This window comes from Nocardiopsis eucommiae (assembly GCF_965344335.1).
Classification (GTDB): domain Bacteria; phylum Actinomycetota; class Actinomycetes; order Streptosporangiales; family Streptosporangiaceae; genus Nocardiopsis; species Nocardiopsis eucommiae.
This window is the reverse complement of record NZ_CBDRIY010000052.1, coordinates 15,481-34,010: the sequence shown is the minus strand read 5'-3', so window position 1 is coordinate 34,010 and position 18,530 is coordinate 15,481. Positions and strand designations below refer to the sequence as shown.

General features: G+C 72.6%; 15 protein-coding genes. 8 read left to right on the top strand and 7 right to left on the bottom strand.

The genetic code is table 11. The annotated features are described in order from the left end of the window. Positions 1-115 precede the first annotated feature (115 nt). Complete coding sequence (locus ACRWK8_RS24405) at positions 116-784, bottom strand: esterase/lipase family protein (protein ID WP_431872985.1); 669 nt, start codon at positions 782-784, stop codon at positions 116-118. 118 nt (positions 785-902) lie between these two features. On the opposite strand from ACRWK8_RS24405, the gene ACRWK8_RS24400 reads away from it, so the two are divergent. Continuing rightward, positions 903-3,824, top strand: coding sequence for a helix-turn-helix transcriptional regulator (locus ACRWK8_RS24400; RefSeq protein WP_431872984.1), 2,922 nt, complete (start codon positions 903-905; stop codon positions 3,822-3,824). 182 nt (positions 3,825-4,006) lie between these two features. On the opposite strand, the gene ACRWK8_RS24395 is transcribed toward ACRWK8_RS24400, so the two are convergent. Then, positions 4,007-4,624, bottom strand: a complete 618-nt coding sequence (locus tag ACRWK8_RS24395) for a TetR/AcrR family transcriptional regulator (RefSeq protein WP_431872983.1) — start codon at positions 4,622-4,624, stop codon at positions 4,007-4,009. An 85-nt stretch (positions 4,625-4,709) separates the two neighbouring features. Between ACRWK8_RS24395 and ACRWK8_RS24390 the strand changes: the two genes are divergently transcribed. The 3 genes from ACRWK8_RS24390 to ACRWK8_RS24380 all read left to right on the top strand — a co-directional run bounded on the left by ACRWK8_RS24390 (position 4,710) and on the right by ACRWK8_RS24380 (position 8,980). Next, positions 4,710-5,966 (top strand): DUF418 domain-containing protein, encoded by a 1,257-nt coding sequence (locus ACRWK8_RS24390; RefSeq protein WP_431872982.1) that lies wholly within the window; start codon positions 4,710-4,712, stop codon positions 5,964-5,966. 279 nt (positions 5,967-6,245) lie between these two features. Continuing rightward, the gene (locus ACRWK8_RS24385) at positions 6,246-7,007 is read left to right on the top strand and encodes an ABC transporter ATP-binding protein (protein ID WP_431872981.1); all 762 of its coding nucleotides are present in this window, start codon (positions 6,246-6,248) and stop codon (positions 7,005-7,007) included. After that, positions 7,007-8,980, top strand: coding sequence for a hypothetical protein (locus ACRWK8_RS24380; protein WP_431872980.1), 1,974 nt, complete (start codon positions 7,007-7,009; stop codon positions 8,978-8,980). The genes ACRWK8_RS24385 and ACRWK8_RS24380 overlap by 1 nt, the downstream gene beginning before the upstream one ends. An 18-nt stretch (positions 8,981-8,998) precedes the next feature. On the opposite strand, the gene ACRWK8_RS24375 is transcribed toward ACRWK8_RS24380, so the two are convergent. Next, entirely contained in the window at positions 8,999-9,496 is a 498-nt protein-coding gene (locus ACRWK8_RS24375; RefSeq protein ID WP_017545676.1) for a phosphoribosyltransferase, read from the bottom strand. A gap of 338 nt (positions 9,497-9,834) precedes the next feature. Here ACRWK8_RS24375 and pdhA point away from each other — a divergent pair, with 338 nt between their 5' ends. Genes pdhA through ACRWK8_RS24360 form a run of 3 tightly spaced genes read left to right on the top strand, consistent with a single transcriptional unit; the run spans position 9,835 to position 13,369 of the window. Next, entirely contained in the window at positions 9,835-10,920 is a 1,086-nt protein-coding gene (gene pdhA, locus ACRWK8_RS24370; protein WP_378747086.1) for a pyruvate dehydrogenase (acetyl-transferring) E1 component subunit alpha, read from the top strand. A gap of 2 nt (positions 10,921-10,922) precedes the next feature. After that, a complete protein-coding gene (locus ACRWK8_RS24365) occupies positions 10,923-11,909 on the top strand; it encodes an alpha-ketoacid dehydrogenase subunit beta (RefSeq protein ID WP_378747087.1) in 987 nt (328 codons plus the stop codon). Continuing rightward, entirely contained in the window at positions 11,906-13,369 is a 1,464-nt protein-coding gene (locus tag ACRWK8_RS24360; protein WP_431872979.1) for a dihydrolipoamide acetyltransferase family protein, read from the top strand. The genes ACRWK8_RS24365 and ACRWK8_RS24360 overlap by 4 nt, the downstream gene beginning before the upstream one ends. Before the next feature lie 48 nt (positions 13,370-13,417). Here ACRWK8_RS24360 and ACRWK8_RS24355 read toward each other — a convergent pair whose 3' ends face one another. The 3 genes from ACRWK8_RS24355 to paaZ form a co-directional block, all read right to left on the bottom strand. After that, positions 13,418-13,891 carry an SRPBCC family protein gene (locus ACRWK8_RS24355; protein WP_378747089.1) on the bottom strand — a complete coding sequence of 158 codons (474 nt, stop codon included), beginning with the start codon at positions 13,889-13,891 and terminating at the stop codon, positions 13,418-13,420. Between the two features lies 1 nt (position 13,892). After that, positions 13,893-14,729, bottom strand: coding sequence for an alpha/beta fold hydrolase (locus ACRWK8_RS24350; RefSeq protein WP_378747090.1), 837 nt, complete (start codon positions 14,727-14,729; stop codon positions 13,893-13,895). Positions 14,730-14,944: 215 nt separating this feature from the next. Beyond that, on the bottom strand, positions 14,945-16,978 hold the full coding sequence (gene paaZ, locus ACRWK8_RS24345; protein ID WP_431872978.1) for a phenylacetic acid degradation bifunctional protein PaaZ: 2,034 nt from the start codon (positions 16,976-16,978) through the stop codon (positions 14,945-14,947). A gap of 159 nt (positions 16,979-17,137) precedes the next feature. Between paaZ and ACRWK8_RS24340 the strand changes: the two genes are divergently transcribed. Next, positions 17,138-17,731 (top strand): class I SAM-dependent methyltransferase, encoded by a 594-nt coding sequence (locus tag ACRWK8_RS24340; RefSeq protein ID WP_378747092.1) that lies wholly within the window; start codon positions 17,138-17,140, stop codon positions 17,729-17,731. A gap of 210 nt (positions 17,732-17,941) precedes the next feature. Here ACRWK8_RS24340 and ACRWK8_RS24335 read toward each other — a convergent pair whose 3' ends face one another. After that, complete coding sequence (locus ACRWK8_RS24335) at positions 17,942-18,463, bottom strand: YbaK/EbsC family protein (RefSeq protein ID WP_431872977.1); 522 nt, start codon at positions 18,461-18,463, stop codon at positions 17,942-17,944. Positions 18,464-18,530: the final 67 nt, after the last annotated feature.

Below are 18,530 nucleotides of genomic sequence, written 5' to 3'. Positions count from 1 at the left end.
GGGGGGGGGGGGGGGGGGAGCCCCCCCCCCCCCCCCCGCCCCGATGTCTCCCTCTCTCCTTGTCGACAGAGCGACACGGCGACAGGGCGACACGGCGCCCTCAGCTGGAAGCGGGTCAGCTGACGAGGCCGCGCACGTGGTCGATGACCTCGCCGTTCCACATCATCGAGATGTGCTCGACGCAGCCCACCTGGATGTTGTCGGCGCCGGGCAGCGACGTGCTGTCCGTGGGTGAGATGACGATGTCGCAGGGCGAGCGCAGGGTCGTGTACCGGACCGGGCCCGGCGTGGGGTCGCCCGTGTTGAGGTCGTTCAGGAAGTCCGACCCGTGCCGCATCTCCTGGCAGGGGGTGATCGGTGAGGGGCACAGGTTGGCGATGTTGGTCCCGTTGTTGGGGCCGCCGATGGAGATCCACTGGTCGACGGTCTCCGTGCCGCCGAGGTTCTTGACGTAGTACCGCGAGGACAGGCCGCCCATGGAGTGGGTGACCAGGTGCACGCGGTCCACGCCGTGCTGCTCGCGCACGCCGTCGACGTGGGCGGCCAGCTGCCCGGCGATGGTGGTGTTGGAGCGGGCCCAGTCGTAGGAGAAGACGTGGAGCCGGTCCTCCGGGACACCGGAGTCGGCGAGGGCGGCGCGCATGTCGTCCCACTGGCCGCCCTTGCCCATGAACCCGTGGACGAAGACGACCGGGGTGTGGGTGTTCGCGGTGGCGGGGGCGGCCTGGAGGGCCGTGGTGAGGGCGAGGACGAGTCCGCACAGGAGGGCGGTCAGCCGTCTCATGTGACCTCCGAGGGTGGGGGAAGCGGGGAACCCGATTGTGTGCCCCCGGTCACACCGAGCGCATCGGCTGAATCGCCGGTCCCTTTACTCGGACTTAACCGACGAGTAACTTAAGGGGGTGATCAGCGTGAACCCGCTCACACGCACGACGCCCCTCCGAGGACGCGACCACGAACTGCGCACCGTCCGCGACCTGCTCGACGCCGCCCGCTCCGGACACGGCGGCGGCCTCCTCGTGACGGGCCCCTCCGGCGCGGGCCGGACCTCCCTGGTCGAGCGCGCCGTGGACGAGAGCCACGGGCTCACGGTGCTCCGGGCCCGCGCCGCCCCGGGCGAGGGACGGCTCCCTCTGGCCGGGTTGCACCAGCTCCTGCGCCCCGCGCTCCACCGACTCCCCCGCTTGCGGCCCGTCCAGCGCGAGACGCTCACCCGCGCCCTGGACACCGGTGATCCCGGCGCGCCCCTCCCCCTGGCCAACGCGGCCCTCGGACTGATCGCGGAGACCGCCGCGGAGGGCCCGCTCCTGCTCTGCGTGGACGACTTCCACCTGCTCGACGCACCGTCCCGGGAGACGGTCGCCTTCGCCGCACGCCGCCTCACCCACGACGGAGCGGCGGTCCTGCTGAGCGCCCGGGACGGCGACCCCGACCGGCTCGCCGGGATCCCCGTGCTCCGGCTGCGCCCCCTGCGGGAGGAAGCGGTCCTGGACCTGCTCTCCGACGCCAGCCGTGAGCAGGCCTCCGAGCTCGCCGCGCCGGTGGCGGTCACCCTCGCCAGGGCGGCCGAGGGCAACCCCCGCGCCGCCCTGGAACTGCTGGAGGGGGCCGGACCCGAACAGCGCACCGGGGCCGTCGCCCTGGACCAGCCGCCGCGTTCCCGGGGCGAGCTCACCGACGCCTTCGCCACCGCGCTCGCCGGGCTCCCCCGGGCCACCCGGCTCGCCCTCCTGCGGGTCGCGGCCGACCCGCACGCGCCGGACCCCGAGTCCGCCGCACCCGCCGAAACCGCGGATTCGGACGAACCGGGCCCGGCAGAACCCTCGGACCACGCGGCCCAGGACCCGGCAGAACCCTCGGACCACGCGGCCCCGGAGCCCGCCGATCCCGGCAGCGGCCGGGATCCCGCCTCCCCGGACCCGTTCGAACCCGCGCGCCGCGCCGGGCTGCTCACCGACACCCGGACGCGGACGGACCTCGCCCATCCTCTGGCCAGGTCCGCCGCCTACCACCGCGCCTCCCCCGCCGAGCGCCGCTCCGTCCACCGGGACCTGGCCCGTTCCCACGAGGCGGCGGGGGACCACGGACGCGCGGTCTGGCACCGCGCCCTGGCCGCGGGCGCCCCGGACGAACGCGTCGCCGCCGCCCTCCATGAGCAGGCCCGCCGTGCCGTCGACCGGGGCGGGCACGCGCCCGCCTCGCTGCTCCACGAACACGCGGCGCGGCTGACCCCCGACCCCGCCCTCCGTGGCCTGCGCCTGACCGACGCCGCCCGCTCCGCGTGGCTGTCGGGTGATCCGGACCGGGCCAGGCGGGTCCTCGCGAGGGTGCTCCCGAACCAGGACACCGTGGGCCCCGGCCACGTCGAGGCGCACACCGTCCAGGTGCGCGCCGACCTCCTCCGCGCCGAGATGGACCTGCGCTCGGGCGTGGCCATCGACGCCTTCCAGCTCCTGGGCCCCACGGCCGACCGGTTGGCCCTGAGCGATCCCGGCGCCGCGCTGCGGGTCCTGCTCCAGGCGGGCGAGGCCAGTTGCCTGTCCGGCGACCACGAACGCTTCTTCGCCACCGCGCGCAGGGCCGGTGACCTCGCGGCGGAACCGCCCGGGGAGCCGGACGGCGCCGACAGGCCCTGGGACCGGTTGGTCCTCGACTACATGACCGGCAAGGCCGCCATGTTCCAGGGACGCCACCGCGAGGGCGTCGTGCTCCTGGAACGGGCCGTGGAGGCCGCCGACCGCATTGGTGACCCGCAGGCGCTCGTGCTGGGCGTGATCGCCGCGCTGCTCCGTGGCGACCACGTACGCACGCGGGCCCTGGCCGGTCGGGCGGCGTCCGCGGCCCGCCGCACCGGGGCGCTCACACTGGTCCCGCAGATCCTGGAGTTCCTGACCTACGCGGAGATGTGGTTCGGACGGCTGTCCCTGGCGGAGGGCAGCGCCGCCGAGGGGCTCCGGGTCTCCCTGGAGTCCGGTCAGGACAACTGCGCGAGCCACCACCGGGGCGCCCTCGCCTTCGTCGCCGCGATCCGGGGGGACGAGGACGCGTGCCGGGAGCACGCCGGAACCGCCCTGGCCCAGGCCGGCGAGCACGACGTGGGGCTGCCCGCCGGGTTGGCCGCCTGGGCGCTGGCCCTGCTCGACCTCGGCTCCGGGCGTACCTCGGAGGCGGCGATGCGGCTGCGCGCGCTGGCGCGCTCCGGTCCGGGCAGCGGTCACGCGGCGGTGCGGCTGCTGATCACCCCGCACCTGGTGGAGGCGTCGGTGCGCGGCGGGGTCGCGGTGCGGGTGAACGAGGCGGTGGAGACCTTCGCCAGCTGGGCGGAGGCCACCGGTCAGGACACCGCTCGGGCCCAGGTCATGCGCTGCCGGGGCCTGCTCCTGGAGGGCGAGGAGGCCAACCGGTACTTCGAGAGCGCGCTGGACCTGCACGGCTCCGGGTACTGCGACTTCGAGGAGGCCCGCACCCGGCTGCTGTACGGCGGGCACCTGCGCCGCTCCCGGCATCCGGGGCGGGCCCGCGAGCACCTGCACACGGCCATGGAGGTCCTCGACCGGCTCGGCGCCCGGCCGTGGGCGCGCCAGGCCCGGGAGGAGCTGCGCGCCGCGCGCGGCAGTACGGCGACGCGCGAGAGCAGCGGGGTGGACCTGCTCAGCCCGCAACAGCTGCGGATCGCCCGGCACGTGGCGGACGGGGCCACCAACCGGGAGGTCGCCGCGCGGCTCTTCCTGAGCACCCGCACGGTCGACCACCACCTGCGCAACATCTACAGCAGGCTCGGCATCCGCTCCCGGGTGGAGCTCTCCCGCCTGGTCGGTCCGTAGCACCGACGCCCGCCGGGCCCGGTGGACGACCTCCTCGCCGGGGAGCGGCGACTGGTCCGCCCCGGACGGGGACAGCCGAACCGCGCCCGGCGTGACGGGCGGCGAGTCGACGTGCCCGCCTGTCGTGATGTCGACTCGTCGACTCGTCGGACCTACCGGGGGCCTCCCGCACCCGCGCCCGGCTACCGTTCCGGTGCCCAGCCGACCGCGGGGAGGACGACCTCGTCGACGATCCGCTCCAGGTACTCGGTCGACGGGACCTCACCGACGTTGTCCGCGCAGTACTTGATCATCATGGCCTCACCGATGTCGGTGGTGACGTCGGTGACCCGGCCCGGGTCGATCTCCCCCCGTGCCGCGTAGTGCTTCAGGACGGTCCTGGTGAAGCGTCCGCCGCGCGGTTCGTACACCTCCGTCGTCATGCGTTCGAGGAGTTCGGGTCGGTGCAGGCCCTCGGCGAACACGGCCATGAGTGCCCGTCCCAGGGTGGCCTCGCCCATGAGCGCCCGGAAGAGCTCCAGCGCCCGAACGAGGTCCTCGCGGAGGTCGCCTCCCTCCGGGGTCGGGCTCTCCTGCGGATAGTGGCGCAGGACCGCCTCCACCAGGATGTCCTCCGGTGAGGCCCAGCGGCGGTAGAGCGAGGTCTTGGCGGTCCCGGCGCGGCGGGCGACGCCCTCCATGGTCAGGCCGGACACGCCGCTCTCGGCGGTCTCCGCGATCACGGCCCGGTGGATGGCGTCGACGAGCTCCTGTCCGCGCCTTCGGGTGGTCCTGGCGGCTGGCCGCATCTGGTCAGTCATGTCCGTCCGTTCATAAGAAACGGTGTTGTATCTTATTCTCTTAGATACGCAATCGTATCCAATAATGCGAGAACGGGAGACCCCGGTGCCATCCACCCCCTCACCGAACCGGCCGCCCTCACCGGAGGGAACCGGCCCACGTTCGCTCGCCCCCGACCTCGCCAGGGGCCTCATGCTCCTGGTCATCGCCACCGTGCACGCCCACATGTTCCGGCAGTTCGCGACGGGAGGCGAGGTCTTCAGCCTGGCCGGAACCCTGGACGTCGCGGTCACCGGCTTCATGACCCTCTTCGCGGAGTCGCGCGGCTACCCCATGTTCGCGGCGCTGTTCGGCTACGGCCTCGCGCGGATCCACCTCCGCCGCACCGCCGAGGGACGGGAGTGGCCCTGGGTCCGCTCCCTGCTGCGCGGGCGCGGCCGGTGGATGATCGTCATCGGACTGCTGCACACCGTCCTGATCTTCCACGGCGACGTCATCGCCGTGTACGGGCTCATCGCGCTGCTGTTCGCCGGTCTGCTCCGCTTGGGCGACCGCCGCCTGCTCGCCCACGGTCTCGTCTGGATGTCCCTCGGCAGCCTGCTTTACTCGACCGCCGAGGTCGCGCTCTCCCTGTCGGGAACCCAGCAGGACGTGGCCGTGGAGGTCACCCCCCTCATGGACCTGTTCATCCGGCTCGGGACCTGGCCGTTCCTCGCCATGGTGATGGTGCCCATCTCCCTGTTCCCCTTCACCGTGGGGATCTGGGCGGCCCGCCGCCGACTCCTGGAGGAACCCGAGCGGCACCTCCCGTTCCTGCGGCGCGTCGCGGGCTTCGGCGTTCCGCTGGCCGTGCTGGGCGCCGTCCCGCAGATGCTCGTGCTGATCCGGGTCTGGGCGCCCGACCCCGCCCTCCAGGTCGGGGCGAAGTGGCTGCATGTCCTGTCCGGGTACGCGGGCGGTTTCGGCTACGCCGCGCTGATCGCGCTGGTGGCGGTGGCCCTGGGTGATCGCCGTGGGCCGGTCGTGCGGGCGCTCGCGGCCACCGGGCAGCGATCCATGACCTGCTACCTCCTCCAGTCCGTGGCGTGGCTCGTGCTGTTCATGCCGTACACGCTCAACCTGGCCACGCGCCTGGACGACGCCCAGTCGGTGCTGCTCGGTGCCGGGGTCTGGGTGGCCACCGTGGTGGTCGCCGCGATCATGGGCCGGTTCGGGGTCAGTGGTCCGCCCGAGGCCTTCCTGCGCCGGATGGCCTACGGCCGGGCGGACCGTGGAGCCCCGGAGTCCGTCCCCGTCGGCGCCGAACCGTCCGACGGCCCGACCCCAGGGGCACCGTCGGCGGACGTGGAGCGCACCACCTGAGGGCGACTCCCCGTGGAGCCGTGACCGCGCTCCGTCGGCTCATCGCCGTCGACATGTCGACCTGGTGCCTCGTCGTCAGGTCGACCCACCGACACCTCGACTGCCCGCGTGGTGACCCGGTGGCGGGTGTTTCACGTGAAACACCCGCCACCGGCGGCCTCCTCCGAACGGAGGACACGGGGCCCCTTCCTCCGCCCTGTAGGAGGACACCGGACGCGTCCGCCCCTTCCTAGTGTCGAAGGCACGAGCCAGCGTCGGACACGACCCCCCGAGGTGTTCATGACCCGCCTTCCTCCCGCCTTCGAGTTGTACGAGCTCAGCAAGAGGTTCGGTGACCACCAGGCGGCCGACCGCGTGAGCCTCTCCGTGCCCGGCGGCTCCTTCTACGGCCTCGTCGGTCCGAACGGAGCGGGCAAGACCACCTCGCTGACCATGGCCGTCGGACTGCTGCGCCCCGACAGCGGCGGGGCCCGGGTCTTCGGAGCCGACGTGTGGGCGGACCCGGTCCGGGCCAAGTCGATGATCGGCGTCCTGCCGGACGGGATGGCGCTTCCCGAGCGTCTCACCGGACGCGAGATGCTGAGCTACCTGGGGCGCCTGCGCGGCCTGTCCGAGCGTGAGGTCGGCCAACGGGTGGACGACCTGCTCCACGGTCTGGGCCTCGCCGAGGCGGAGCACACCCTCATCATCGAGTACTCCGCGGGGATGCGGAAGAAGATCGGTCTGGCGGGTGCCCTCGTGCACGCACCACGCCTGCTGGTGCTGGACGAGCCCTTCGAGGCCGTCGACCCGATCTCGGCGAGCGTCATCAAGGGCATCCTGCGCTCGTTCACGGACGGTGGTGGCTCGGTGGTCGTCTCCAGCCACGTCATGGCCCTGGTCGAGCAGGTCTGCGACCACGTCGGCGTCATCGCGCGCGGCCGTGTGCTGGCCGAGGGGACGCTGGCGGAGGTGCGCGGCGACCACGCGGGCCTGGAGGAGGCCTTCGTCGCGCTGGTCGGCGCGCCCGCGCCGGTCGGGGGGTTCGCGTGGTTGGCGTGATGATCCGCATGAGGCTGGCGGTCCTGCGGCACGGGTCCGGTACCCGACGTGCGGTCGGAGGCGTCATCGGTCTGGCCCTGGCGCTCCTCACCGTGCTCACCGCTGCCCTGGCGCCGCCGCTCGCGGTGACCGGTCTGCTCTCCGCGCTGATGGCTGCCTGGTTCGTCGGCTGGGTCCTGGGACCCTCCGGCGCGGGCGGCGGGGACACGTCGCTGCGCCCGGAGTACTTCGCCCTGGAAACGATCCCACCGCGCGGAATCGCCCTGGGCCTGTTGGCCTCGTCCTTCGTGGGTGTGACGGTCCCGGTCACCGCGGTGGCGTCCCTGTCACTGCTCGTCCTGGCCGTTCGGTGGGGCGTGCTCGCCGCGCTCGTGGCCGTGGTGGCGATCCCCCTCCAGGTGGTCTTCCTCGTCCTGGCGTCACGTGTGGTCACGGCGCTCTCCGGGGCGGCCCTGCGCACCCGGATCGGAGTGGAGGTCACCGCGATCCGGAACGCCGCCGTGCTCGCGGCGGGGTTCTCGGCGTACATGCTGTACCAGGCGGTGTCCCAGTACACCGACGTGTTCGCGCTGCTCTGGAACCGGGGCGTCCCCGCCCCCTATGACACCGTGCTGCTCGCCCTGCCCTCGGGCTGGGGCGTCCACGCGGTGACCGCCGCGGGTCGCGGCGACGCCCCGTCGGCTCTGGGTGCGCTGGCCGCACTGGTCCTGGCGTCCACCGGTCTGACCGCGTGCTGGGCCTCGCTCCTCCGTCAACGGATGACCAGCCCGACCACCGCCCCCGCCCGCCACGGCCGGGGTGTGACCGGGAGGCTCGGGAGCCTCCTGCCCTCCGGTCCCGTCGGCGCGGTGATGGGGCGCGAACTGCGCACCTGGGGGCGGGATCCCCGGCGGGCCCTGGAGCTGCGCACCGCCCTGTGGACCGGTGTCCTGGTCTGCGCCCTGGGCGTGCTGGTCGGGCTCACCTTCATGATCCCGCTGGCCGGGCTCGTCGTCGTGGCGCTGGCCGCGCTGATGTCGCTCAACGTGTACGCGCTGGACGGCACCGCGCTGTGGCAGACCCTGCTCGCACCCGGCGCCGCGCGGCACGACGTGCGTGGACGGCAGGCCGCCTGGCTGCTGGTGTTCGTGCCAGTGGCGGTCCTGCTGTCGGTCGGCGGCATCCTGTTCACCGGGCAGCACTGGGCCTGGCCCTGGGTGTTCGCGGTCCTGCCCGCCCTCGTCGGGGGCGGAGCAGGGTTCAGTGTGCTGTTCGCGGTGCTCTGGCCCGCTCCCGGCCCGGAACCGCACCGGCACGGTGGCGACCCGCTGGAGTCGGGGGACGTCGTCGGCCAGTTCAACGTCCTGTTCCCGGTGCTGCTGCTTTCGGTGGTGCCACCCGTGGCGGTCACCGCCCTCGGGTTCTTCCTGGACCAGCCGGGCCTGATGTGGTCGGGAGTCGCGGTGGGGGTCCTGGAGGGCCTCCTGCTCGGCTGGGGCCTGGGCCGGGTCGCTCACCGTCGCCTGGAGAGACGGGGCCCGGAGCTGCTCGGCACCCTGCGCTGGGGCCGGGACACCTCCGCCCGTGCGGCGGAGACGGGTACGGACGCGGAACGCGACGGGGACCCCTCCGGGACGGAGGGCGCGAGGCGGTCCCCGCTCTCCCGGGCGGGGCGCAACCTGGACTCACTGTCCTCCAGGGCCGGCGCCGTGGTGACGGCCCTGGGGCTCACCTTCTGGCTGCCCCTCTACCAGGGATCGATGTCCCTGGTGGCGTTGGCCTCGGGGGTGGCGGAGCGGTCCTGGCACCTGCCGCTGTACGTGCCCGGGCCCTGGCGGCTGCCCGCGGCCCTGAGCATGCTCCTGTTGGGCGCGCTCATGGTGGCGGTGGTCGCCCGCCTGCTCCTCCGGGCCCCGGAGGACGAACGGGGCGGAGGGAACACCGCCACCGTCGACCACCCGGTGCGGGAGGACGGGGCCGCCACCCCGGGGTGAACCCCGTGACCCCGGGGGTCAGGCGTCGCGGACCTGGTTCTCGCGGCGCACCACGGGCGGCTCCACCGACCACGGGAAGTTGATCCAGCGGTCGGTGTGCTTCCACACGTACTCGCACTTGACCAGGGACTGCGGCTTCTCGTAGATGACCGCGCTGCGCACCTCGGCGGTGTGCTCCGCGCAGAAGTCGTGCACCAGCTTGAGCGTCCTGCCCGTGTCCGCGACGTCGTCGGCGACCAGGACCTTCTTCTTGCTCAGGTCGACCACGTTGGGGACGGGCGGCAGCATGACCGGCATGTCCAGGGTGGTGCCCACTCCCGTGTAGAACTCCACGTTCATGACGTGCAGGTTCTTGACGTCGAGGGCGTATCCGAGCCCACCGGCGACGAACAGGCCGCCCCGGGCGATGGACAGGATGATGTCCGGCTCGTACCCGTCGTCCGCGATCGCCTGGGCCATCTCGCGCATCGCCGTGCCGAACAGCTCGTAGCTCAGGTTCTCGCGCTCGTCGCTCACGGTCTGGTTCCCCCTGGTGTTCCCGCTGGTGTGGTGTGCGCTCGGTGCGTCGCAGGTCAGGGCGATCGCGGCACCGCTACATGCTAACGACGCCGGGGAGCCCCGGCGATGGCCCGGGGCGTTCACGCGGTGAGGGTCACCAGGCCGTGAGGCGTGGGCCACATGTCCACCAGGCCCGGTGTCCTGGGTCACATTCGTGGACGGACTGACGCGAAGTATGGGAACTTTCGCGACATTTTCTCGATTCCTCCCGGTTTGTAGCGAACAGATGGTCGTGAACAGCACCATGTCCCTGTACAGATCTTTCGCGAATCCCGCGCGCACCAGGAGGTTGCAGCATGGCTGGACACCCGGGCCTACTCCCCTCCGAGCAGCCGGTCCAACTGCTCGACGAGTCCGGGGTCCCGGTCGGCGGCGCCGACCTGCGGATGCCCGACACCCAGCGCCTCCTGGAGGCCTACACCTCCCTGGTGATCGGCCGCCGCGTCAACGACCAGGCCAGCGCCCTCGTCCGCCAGGGCCGCCTCGCCGTCTACCCCTCCTCCCACGGTCAGGAGGCCTGCCAGACCGGCGCCGCGCTCGCGCTGGCCGACGGCGACTGGCTCTTCCCCACGTACCGTGACACCGCCGCCGTCATCGCGCGCGGCGTGGACCCCGTCGAGGTCCTCACCCTCCTCAAGGGCGACTGGCACGCGGGCTACGACCCCTACGCCCACCACGTCGCCCCCCAGGCCACCCCGCTCGCCACCCAGCTCCTGCACGCCGTCGGCGTCGCCCACGCGGCGCGCCTGCGCGGCGAGAAGACCGTGGTCATGGCGCTGTGCGGCGACGGAGCCACCAGTGAGGGCGACTTCCACGAGGCGCTGAACTTCGCGGCCGTCTTCAGGGCGCCGGTCGTGTTCTTCGTGCAGAACAACGAGTACGCGATCTCCGTCCCCCTGGCCCGGCAGAGCGCCGCGCCCTCCCTCGCGCACAAGGGCGTCGGCTACGGCGTCAACGGCGAACGCGTGGACGGCAACGACGTCGCGGCCGTCCTCGCCGTCCTTGACCGCGCCGTCGCGACCGCCCGTTCCGGCGGCGGCCCGCAGCTGGTCGAGGCGCACACCTACCGGATGCAGGCGCACACCAACGCCGACGACGCCAGCCGCTACCGCAGCGAGGACGAGGTCGACCCCTGGGTGGCCCGCGACCCGCTCCTGCGCATGGAGGCCTTCCTCAAGAAGAAGAGGGTGCTCACCAAGGCCCGGCGGGCGGAGATCACGGAGAGGGCCGAGGCGGTCGCCGCCCACATGCGCGAGGGCGTCAACCAGGACGTCGAACCCGACACCGCCGACCTGTTCGCGCACGTGTTCGCGGACCCCACCCCGCAGCTGACCGAGCAGGCCGCCTTCCTGGCCGACGAACTGAGCAGAGAGGGCCACTGAGCATGGCGACCGAGAAGCTCTCCATGGCGCAGGCGCTCAACCGGGCGCTGCGCGACTCCCTCGCGGAGGATCCCTCCGTGTACGTCTTCGGCGAGGACGTCGGCCCCCTCGGCGGTGTCTTCCGCATCACGGACGGGCTGACCGCCGAGTTCGGTGAGGACCGCTGCTTCGACACCCCGCTCGCGGAGTCCGGGATCGTCGGGATGGCCGTGGGCATGGCGATGAACGGCATGCGCCCGGTGGTCGAGATGCAGTTCGACGCCTTCGCCTACCCGGCCTTCGAGCAGATCGTCAGCCACGTCGCCAAGATGCGCAACCGCACCCGGGGACGGGTCGGCCTGCCCATCGTCATCCGCGTCCCCTACGCCGGAGGCATCGGCGGGGTGGAGCACCACTGTGACTCCTCCGAGGCCTACTACGCGCACACCCCGGGCCTGAAGGTCGTCACCCCGGCCACCCCCGCGGACGCCTACCACCTGCTGCGCGAGGCGATCGCGTCCCCCGACCCCGTGGTCTTCATGGAGCCCAAGAAGCTCTACTGGGCCAAGGACGAGGTCGACGTCGACCGCCCCACCCCCGGGATCGGTCGGGCGGTGGTCCGCCGCGAGGGGACCGACGCCACCCTGATCGCCTACGGTCCCGCCGTGTCCACCGCGATGGAGGCCGCCGAGGCCGCCGCCCAGGAGGGCCGCAGCCTCCAGGTCGTGGACGTGCGCTCGATCGTCCCCTTCGACGACGAGACCGTGTGCGCTGCCGTCCGCTCCACCGGGCGCGCCGTGGTGGTGGCCGAGGCCAGCGGGTACGCCAGCGTCGCCTCGGAGATCGTCGCCCGCGTCACCGAGCGCTGCTTCCACTCGCTGGCCGCCCCGGTCCGCCGGGTGACCGGCTTCGACATCCCCTTCCCCCCGCCCAAGCTGGAGCGCTTCCAGCTGCCCAGCGTGGACCGGATCCTGGACGCTGTCGACGACCTTCAGTGGGAGGACCAGTGACGACCCGTACGTTCGACCTTCCCGACCTCGGGGAGGGACTCACCGAGGCCGAGGTCGTGAGGTGGCTGGTCGCCGTGGGCGACACCGTCACCCTCGACCAGCCCGTCGTCGAGGTGGAGACCGCCAAGTCCATCGTCGAGGTCCCCTCACCGTTCGCCGGGACGGTCACCGTCCTGCACGGACGGGAGGGTGAGGTCCTGGCGGTCGGGAAGCCGCTGATCAGCGTGAGAGGGGCGGAGGCGTCACCGGAGACGGCGGCGGTCCCGGTCCCCGAGGCGCCCGAGACGGCGTCCGCGCCCGCGGACGACGCCGGTGAGCGCTACCGGGAGGAGGAGCGCGCGGGCTCGGGCAACGTCCTGATCGGCTACGGCACGCCGGAGTCCACCGGCACCGGTCGCCGCCGCCGACCGCGCCAGCGCCCTTCGGAGGCCGCTCGGCCGCCCGCTCCGGTCGCGTCCGCGGTCTCGGAGTCGGCCCGGCCCTCCACCCCGGTCGCCTCGGTGACACCCATCCAGGCGGCCCCGGCGCGCCGGGTGCCGCTGGTGACCTCGCCCCTGGTCCGTCAGCTCGCCCGCGAGGCCGGGTTGCGCGTGGCCGACGTCCAGGGCAGCGGCCCGGGTGGCCTCATCACCCGCCGCGACGTACGCTCCGCGATCGAGGCGGCCGGTGCCAACACCGCTCCGGCCCCGTCCGCCCCGATCGCGGTCCCCTCCCAGGCCGCGCCGGTCACCGCCCCGGTGCCGGTCGCCCCGGGCTCCGTCGACTCCCGCACCGGCCTCACCGAGTCCCGACGGGTCCCGATGGGCACCTTCCGCAGGGCTGTGGCGGACGCGCTCTCGCGCAGCCGGTCCGAGATCCCCGAGGCCACCGTGTGGGTCGACGTGGACGCCACCGAACTGGTGCGGTTGCGCCGGTCCGACCCCGACGGCCCCGGGCTGCTCGCCTACGTGGCCCGGTTCGTCCTCGCGGGCCTGCGCGCGTACCCGGAGCTCAACGGGCGGGTGGACACCGAACGCGAGGAACTCGTCCAGTACGACGGAGTCAACCTCGGCTTGGCGGTCCAGACCGACCGGGGCCTGGTCGCCCCGGCGGTGATGGGCGCCCACGGGCTCACCACCACCGAGCTGGACGCCGAGATCAGGGAGCTCACCCGACTGGCCCGCGAAGGTCGGGCCACCCCCGCGCAGCTCACCGGCGGCACGTTCACACTGAACAACTACGGTGCGCTCCGCGTGGACGGCAGCGCGGCGATCATCAACCACCCGCAGGTGGCGATCCTCGGTCTCGGCCGGATCATCGACCGGCCCTGGGTGGTCGACGGAGAGTTGACGGTCCGCAGCGTCACGCAGCTGTCGTTCGCCTTCGACCACCGGGTCTGTGACGGCGGCGCGGCCGCCGGGTTCATGCGCGTCGTCGCCGACGCCATGGAGGATCCGGCGAGGGCGATCGCCCGCCTGTAGACCCAAGGACCAGCGCCCCGGAGGAGTCGGCACCTCCGGGGCGCTTTCTCACGTCCGCCCCTCCAGGGCGGCGCGCATACGCTTCAGCCTGGGTCCGAAGGCCCCGCGGATGGCGATCGCGGCCGCGAGGTCGCCCGCCGGACCGAGGCCGGTGCCGAACTCCACCAGATCGGTGTGGCGCGTGCCCGCGCCGTGCGGCTCCACCGTGTGGGTGTGCCGCCAGTAGCGGAACGGGCCGCGCACCTGGAGGTCGCTGAAGGAACGGCCCTCCTCGTAGGCGTCGACGACCGCGACCCAGCGCACGGGATGGACCCCGGCCACACCCCAGCGCAGGTCCAGGACCTCTCCCTCACCGAACCGCTCGGGCCAGCTCAGCACCTCCACGCCCGGGGGCATCGCGTCCACGAAGCCCTCCTCGCTGAGGGTGAGGGCGAACACCCGTTCCGGCGGTGCGTCGAAGTCCTCGGTCACACGCAGCTTGGTGGTGCGTCGCGGACGGGCGCTCCGGTCACGTTCTCCCACGTCAGGCAGCCAGGAAACGCAGCAGGACCTCGTTGACCTCGTCCGCGTGGGTCCACAGCAGACCGTGCGGTGCCCCCTCGATCTCCACGTACTCGGCCGAGGGCAGCAGCTCCGCGAACCGGCGCCCCGTGGCCTCCACCGGAAGGATGCGGTCACCGGTCCCGTGCACGATCAGCGCGGGCACGTCGATCCTCGGCACGTCCTCGCGGAAGTCGGTGATCCAGGTCAGCGGGCAGGCGGCCGACGCCACCGGTCCGGAGTGCGCGGCGCTGTTCCAGCTGTTGTGCACGGCCTCCTCGCTGATGCGGTCCCCCAGGGTCTCGTCCAGGTTGAAGAAGCCCTCCAGGAACGCGGTGAAGTAGGCGTAGCGGTCGGCTCTGACCTGGGCGACGATGTCCTCGAAGAACTCGCGCGGGGCGGCCCCGCCGGGGTTGCCCTCGGTCTGGAGCAGGAAGGGCTGGAGCGATCCCAGGAAGGCCGCCTTCGCGACCCGGTCGGAACCGTAGGAACCCAGGTAGCGCGCGACCTCCCCCGTGCCCATCGAGAATCCGACGAGCACCGCGTCGTGGAGGTCCAGGGTCTCCAGGACGGTCCTGAGGTCCGCCGCGAAGGTGTCGTAGTCGTACCCGTCGGCGGGGTGCGACGACTGTCCGAACCCCCGGCGGTCGTAGGCGATCACCCGGTACCCGGAGTCCAGCAGGACGGCGGTCTGCCGTTCCCAGGAGCGTCCGTCGAGCGGGTACCCGTGGATGAGGACGACCGGCTGGCCGCTCCCCTGGTCCTCGTAGTACAGCTCGACCGGATCACTGTTCTCGGCGTCGACGGTGATGCGTCCCATGTCGCCTCCCTGTCCGTGTCGGGAACCTCGGTGTCCACACCCCACTCACCTTAGGAAGGCGCGCCTCTCGTGAACATAAACACGGGTTATGCCTTGGGTCCGGACTCGTTGGCGCGGGGCCCCGGAACCGGACCCGCTCGGTGGACGCGGGCAGACGTCGCTCCGTCGTCCCGTCGACGGGACGACGGAGCGAGACGCGCACCGGTGGGCCCCGCCTACTCCTCGCCCTTGGCCACCAGGGTGAGGACGTCGTAGGTGGCGACGGGCTCGCCGTCCTGGTCGGTGACGAGGGCGTCCCAGCGGACCTCGCCGTACTCGGCGTTGGTGCGGGGGGTGATCTGCTTGGCGGTCAGCGTCACCCGGATCACCGCGTCCTCCTTCACCGGGGTGAGGAAGCGCAGGTTGTCGACGCCGAAGTTGGCGAGGACCGGGCCCGGGGCCGGGTCCACGAACAGCCCCGCGGCCAGCGAGACCACCAGGTATCCGTGCGCCACGATCCCGCCGAACAACGGGTTCGCGGCGGCCGCCTCCTCGTCGGTGTGCGCGTAGAAGGTGTCGCCGGTGAACTCGGCGAAGTGGTCGATGTCGGCGCGGGTGACCGCACGCTCCGCCGACTCGATGGTGTCACCGATCCGCAGTTCGGCCAGGTTCTTGCGGAAGGGGTGCGTCGCACCGACGGCGCGGCGCGAACCGGTGGTCCAGTGGCCGGTGATCGCGGTGAGCATGTCCGGGGAGCCCTGGACGGCCGTGCGCTGCATGTGGTGCTTGACGCCGCGCACACCGCCCATCTCCTCGCCGCCGCCCGCGCGGCCGGGCCCGCCGTGCACCAGGACCGGCATGGGGGAACCGTGGCCGGTCGACTCCTTGGCGTCGTCCCGGTCGAGCACCAGGAGCCGGCCGTGCCAGGGGGCGACGCCCAGGACGACCTCGCGGGCCACGTCCTCGTCATGGGTGACCAGCGAACCCACCAGGCTGCCCTGGCCACGCGCGGCCAGTTCCACGGCCTCGGCGACCGAGCCGTAGGTGATGATCGTGCTGACCGGCCCGAACGCCTCGACGTCGTGGGGCTCCTTCGCGCCCGGGGCGGCACGCAGCAGGATCGGTGACATGAACGCGCCGGTGCCGTCGTCCGCGCCGGTCACCTCGACCCGCTCGGGGTCACCGAACACGAGCTCGCTGGAGGCGCGCAGGGTCCGGACGGCCTTGCGGACCTCCTCACGCTGGGCGAGCGAGACCAGAGCGCCCATGCGGGCGTCGGGGTGGTCGGCGGCACCCACCACGACCTTGGACAGGCGGGCGGTCAGGGCCTCGGTGACGGCGTCGGCCATCCCTGCGGGCACGATCACCCGGCGGATCGCGGTGCACTTCTGACCCGCCTTGACGGTCATCTCCGTCACGACCTGCTTGACGTACAGGTCGAACTCGGGGTCGTCCACGCCCACGTCGGGGCCGAGGATCGAGCAGTTCAGCGAGTCGGCCTCGACGTTGAGCTGGACGCCGCCCCGGACCACGTTGGGGTGCTCCCGGAGCAGGGCGCCGGTGGCCGCCGAGCCGGTGAAGCCCACGATGTCCTGGGGGCCGAGGGCGTCGAGCAGGCCCCGGTGGCTGCCGACCAGGAGCTGGAGGGATCCCTCGGGCAGCAGACCCGACTCGACCATCCGCCGGACGACCGCGACGGTCAGGTACGCGGTCTGACCGGCGGGCTTGACGATGCTCGGAAGGCCCGCGAGGAAGGCCGGGGCGAGCTTCTCCAGCATGCCCCAGACCGGGAAGTTGAAGGCGTTGATCTGCACCGCGACGCCCGGCCGCGACGTGTACACGTGCTGGGCGACGAAGGTGCCGCCCCGGCCCAGAGGTTCGAGGGGGCCGTCCAGGATGACCGTCGCGTTGGGGAGTTCGCGGCGGCCCTTGCTGGAGAAGCTGAAGAGCGTGCCGAAACCGCCGTCGACGTCCACCATGGTGTCGCGCTTGGTGGCCCCGGTGCGGTGGGAGAGGGCGTAGAACTCGTCCTTGTACCCCATCAGGTGCTTGGCGAGTTCCTTGAGGATGTTCGCCCGCTGGTGGAAGGTGAGCTGGCGCAGCGCGGGGCCGCCGACCTCACGTGCGTACTCGACCATCGCGGCGACGTCGGGACCCCGCGTCGAGATCCGCGCGACGGTCTCGCCGGTGTTCGCGTCGGCCAGGGGGGCACCCTCGTCCGCGGGGGTGAACCACGATCCCTGTGCGTAGCTCTCCAGTACTTCGGACACGTGACGGTCCTCTCCTCGGTGTGGGCCTGAGCGAACAGTATTACAGACCGATCGGTCAGTAAATAGGCCCTGACCAGCCGGGCAACGCCCCACCTGCGATTTCCCCGCCATCACCCGAGGCGCCTGGCCACCCCCGGTGCCCGGGATTACCGTGGAGCCATGACCAACTACGCGCGGATGTACCGTCTCGGCCTCACCCCGTGGGAGCGCTACGGACCCGTGGCCATGGTGCGGTTCCGTTCCTTCCTCGACCGCGAGGCCGAGGAACGCGGCGGTCCGGGCCGGGCGTTGGACATCGGGTGCGGCCGGGGGCGGTTCACCCCGGAGCTGGCCGCCCAGGGGTGGGACGTCACCGGTGTCGACCTGGTCCCCGCCGCCGTCGAGGCGGCTCGTCTCCAGGGGCCCGCGGAGGTGAGCTACCGGGTCGGTGACGCCACCGACCTCTCCCCCGACCTGGGGCGCTTCGACCTGTTCGTCGACATCGGCTGCTTCCAGGGCTTCGACGCCCAACAGCGGGCCGCGCAGGGGCGCGGCGTGACGGCGCTGGCCGCGCCGGGGGCGTCCCTGATCATGCTGGAGTTCGGTCCGTCCATCTTCCGGAGGATGGTGGGCGGGGTGTCCCGGTCCGAGGTCCTGGAGGCGTTCCCGGGGTGGGAGCTCCTCGACGTGGAGGACGCCCCCCGGAGGGGGCTCGGCTTCCCCATGAACCGCACCTCGCCCCAGTGGTACCGCCTGCGCTACCCCGCCTCCTAGGAAGCGGGTGGCGGACGGTCGGGGGGCGGCGTCCGGCCCCGCCCGGGCGGGGCCGGCCACTTCCGGACAGGCCCTCCTCGGAAACGGGCATGTCCCCAGACCAGGTGCTTAGTGCCGGAGTCGTCCCCGTTCCGAAACCCGCCTTAACCACTCGTGGATTTGTCGACAAATCGATGCGCGGCGGGTCCCGGTCGTGCGGAGTCCCTTCCCCTAGCGGGTCAGCGACAGCACTTCGGCACCCGGCAGCTCGGCCAGCAGCGGGCCGGGAACACGCAGCTTCGAGCGGCGCAGGCCGCTGCCCACCACCACCCACGGGGTGTCGTACACCCGCTTGTCGACCAGGACCGGCCACCCCGAGGGCAGCCCGAACGGTGTGATCCCTCCGTACTCCATCCCGGTCAGCCCGGTCGCCTGGTCCATCGGCGCGAAGGACGCCTTCCGCGCCCCCAGGTGTCTGCGCAGCACCCCGTTGACGTCGGCCCGATCCGTGGCCAGCACCATGCACGCCGCGTACGTCACCTCGCCGCCCCGCTTCGCGGACAGCACCACGCAGTTCGCGCTGGTCTCCAGGGACAGCCCGTAGGCCTCGCAGAACTCGGCGGTGTCCGCCAGCTCGGGGTCGATCGCCGCGGCCCGCACCGAACCGTCGAAGGGCGCGATGGCCCCGCGCACCGGATCGGCCGTCAGCTCCGGGTGATCGTGCGCAGGCACCCAGTCGATTCGCTCCGCCATGGCCGCTCCCCGTTCCCGTACCGATTCACGTTCCCGCTCTCGTGCGCCACCATGATGCCGCACGTCC

Excerpts from the sequence above, each read along its gene's own strand:
- ACRWK8_RS24340 (WP_378747092.1), top strand. The coding sequence starts at position 17,138 with ATGACCAACTACGCGCGGATGTACCGTCTCGGCCTCACCCCGTGGGAG.
- ACRWK8_RS24405 (WP_431872985.1), bottom strand. The coding sequence starts at position 784 with ATGAGACGGCTGACCGCCCTCCTGTGCGGACTCGTCCTCGCCCTCACC.
- ACRWK8_RS24385 (WP_431872981.1), top strand. The coding sequence starts at position 6,246 with ATGACCCGCCTTCCTCCCGCCTTCGAGTTGTACGAGCTCAGCAAGAGG.
- ACRWK8_RS24350 (WP_378747090.1), bottom strand. The coding sequence starts at position 14,729 with ATGGGACGCATCACCGTCGACGCCGAGAACAGTGATCCGGTCGAGCTG.
- ACRWK8_RS24380 (WP_431872980.1), top strand. The coding sequence starts at position 7,007 with ATGATCCGCATGAGGCTGGCGGTCCTGCGGCACGGGTCCGGTACCCGA.
- pdhA (WP_378747086.1), top strand. The coding sequence starts at position 9,835 with ATGGCTGGACACCCGGGCCTACTCCCCTCCGAGCAGCCGGTCCAACTG.
- ACRWK8_RS24335 (WP_431872977.1), bottom strand. The coding sequence starts at position 18,463 with ATGGCGGAGCGAATCGACTGGGTGCCTGCGCACGATCACCCGGAGCTG.
- ACRWK8_RS24365 (WP_378747087.1), top strand. The coding sequence starts at position 10,923 with ATGGCGACCGAGAAGCTCTCCATGGCGCAGGCGCTCAACCGGGCGCTG.
- ACRWK8_RS24395 (WP_431872983.1), bottom strand. The coding sequence starts at position 4,624 with ATGACTGACCAGATGCGGCCAGCCGCCAGGACCACCCGAAGGCGCGGA.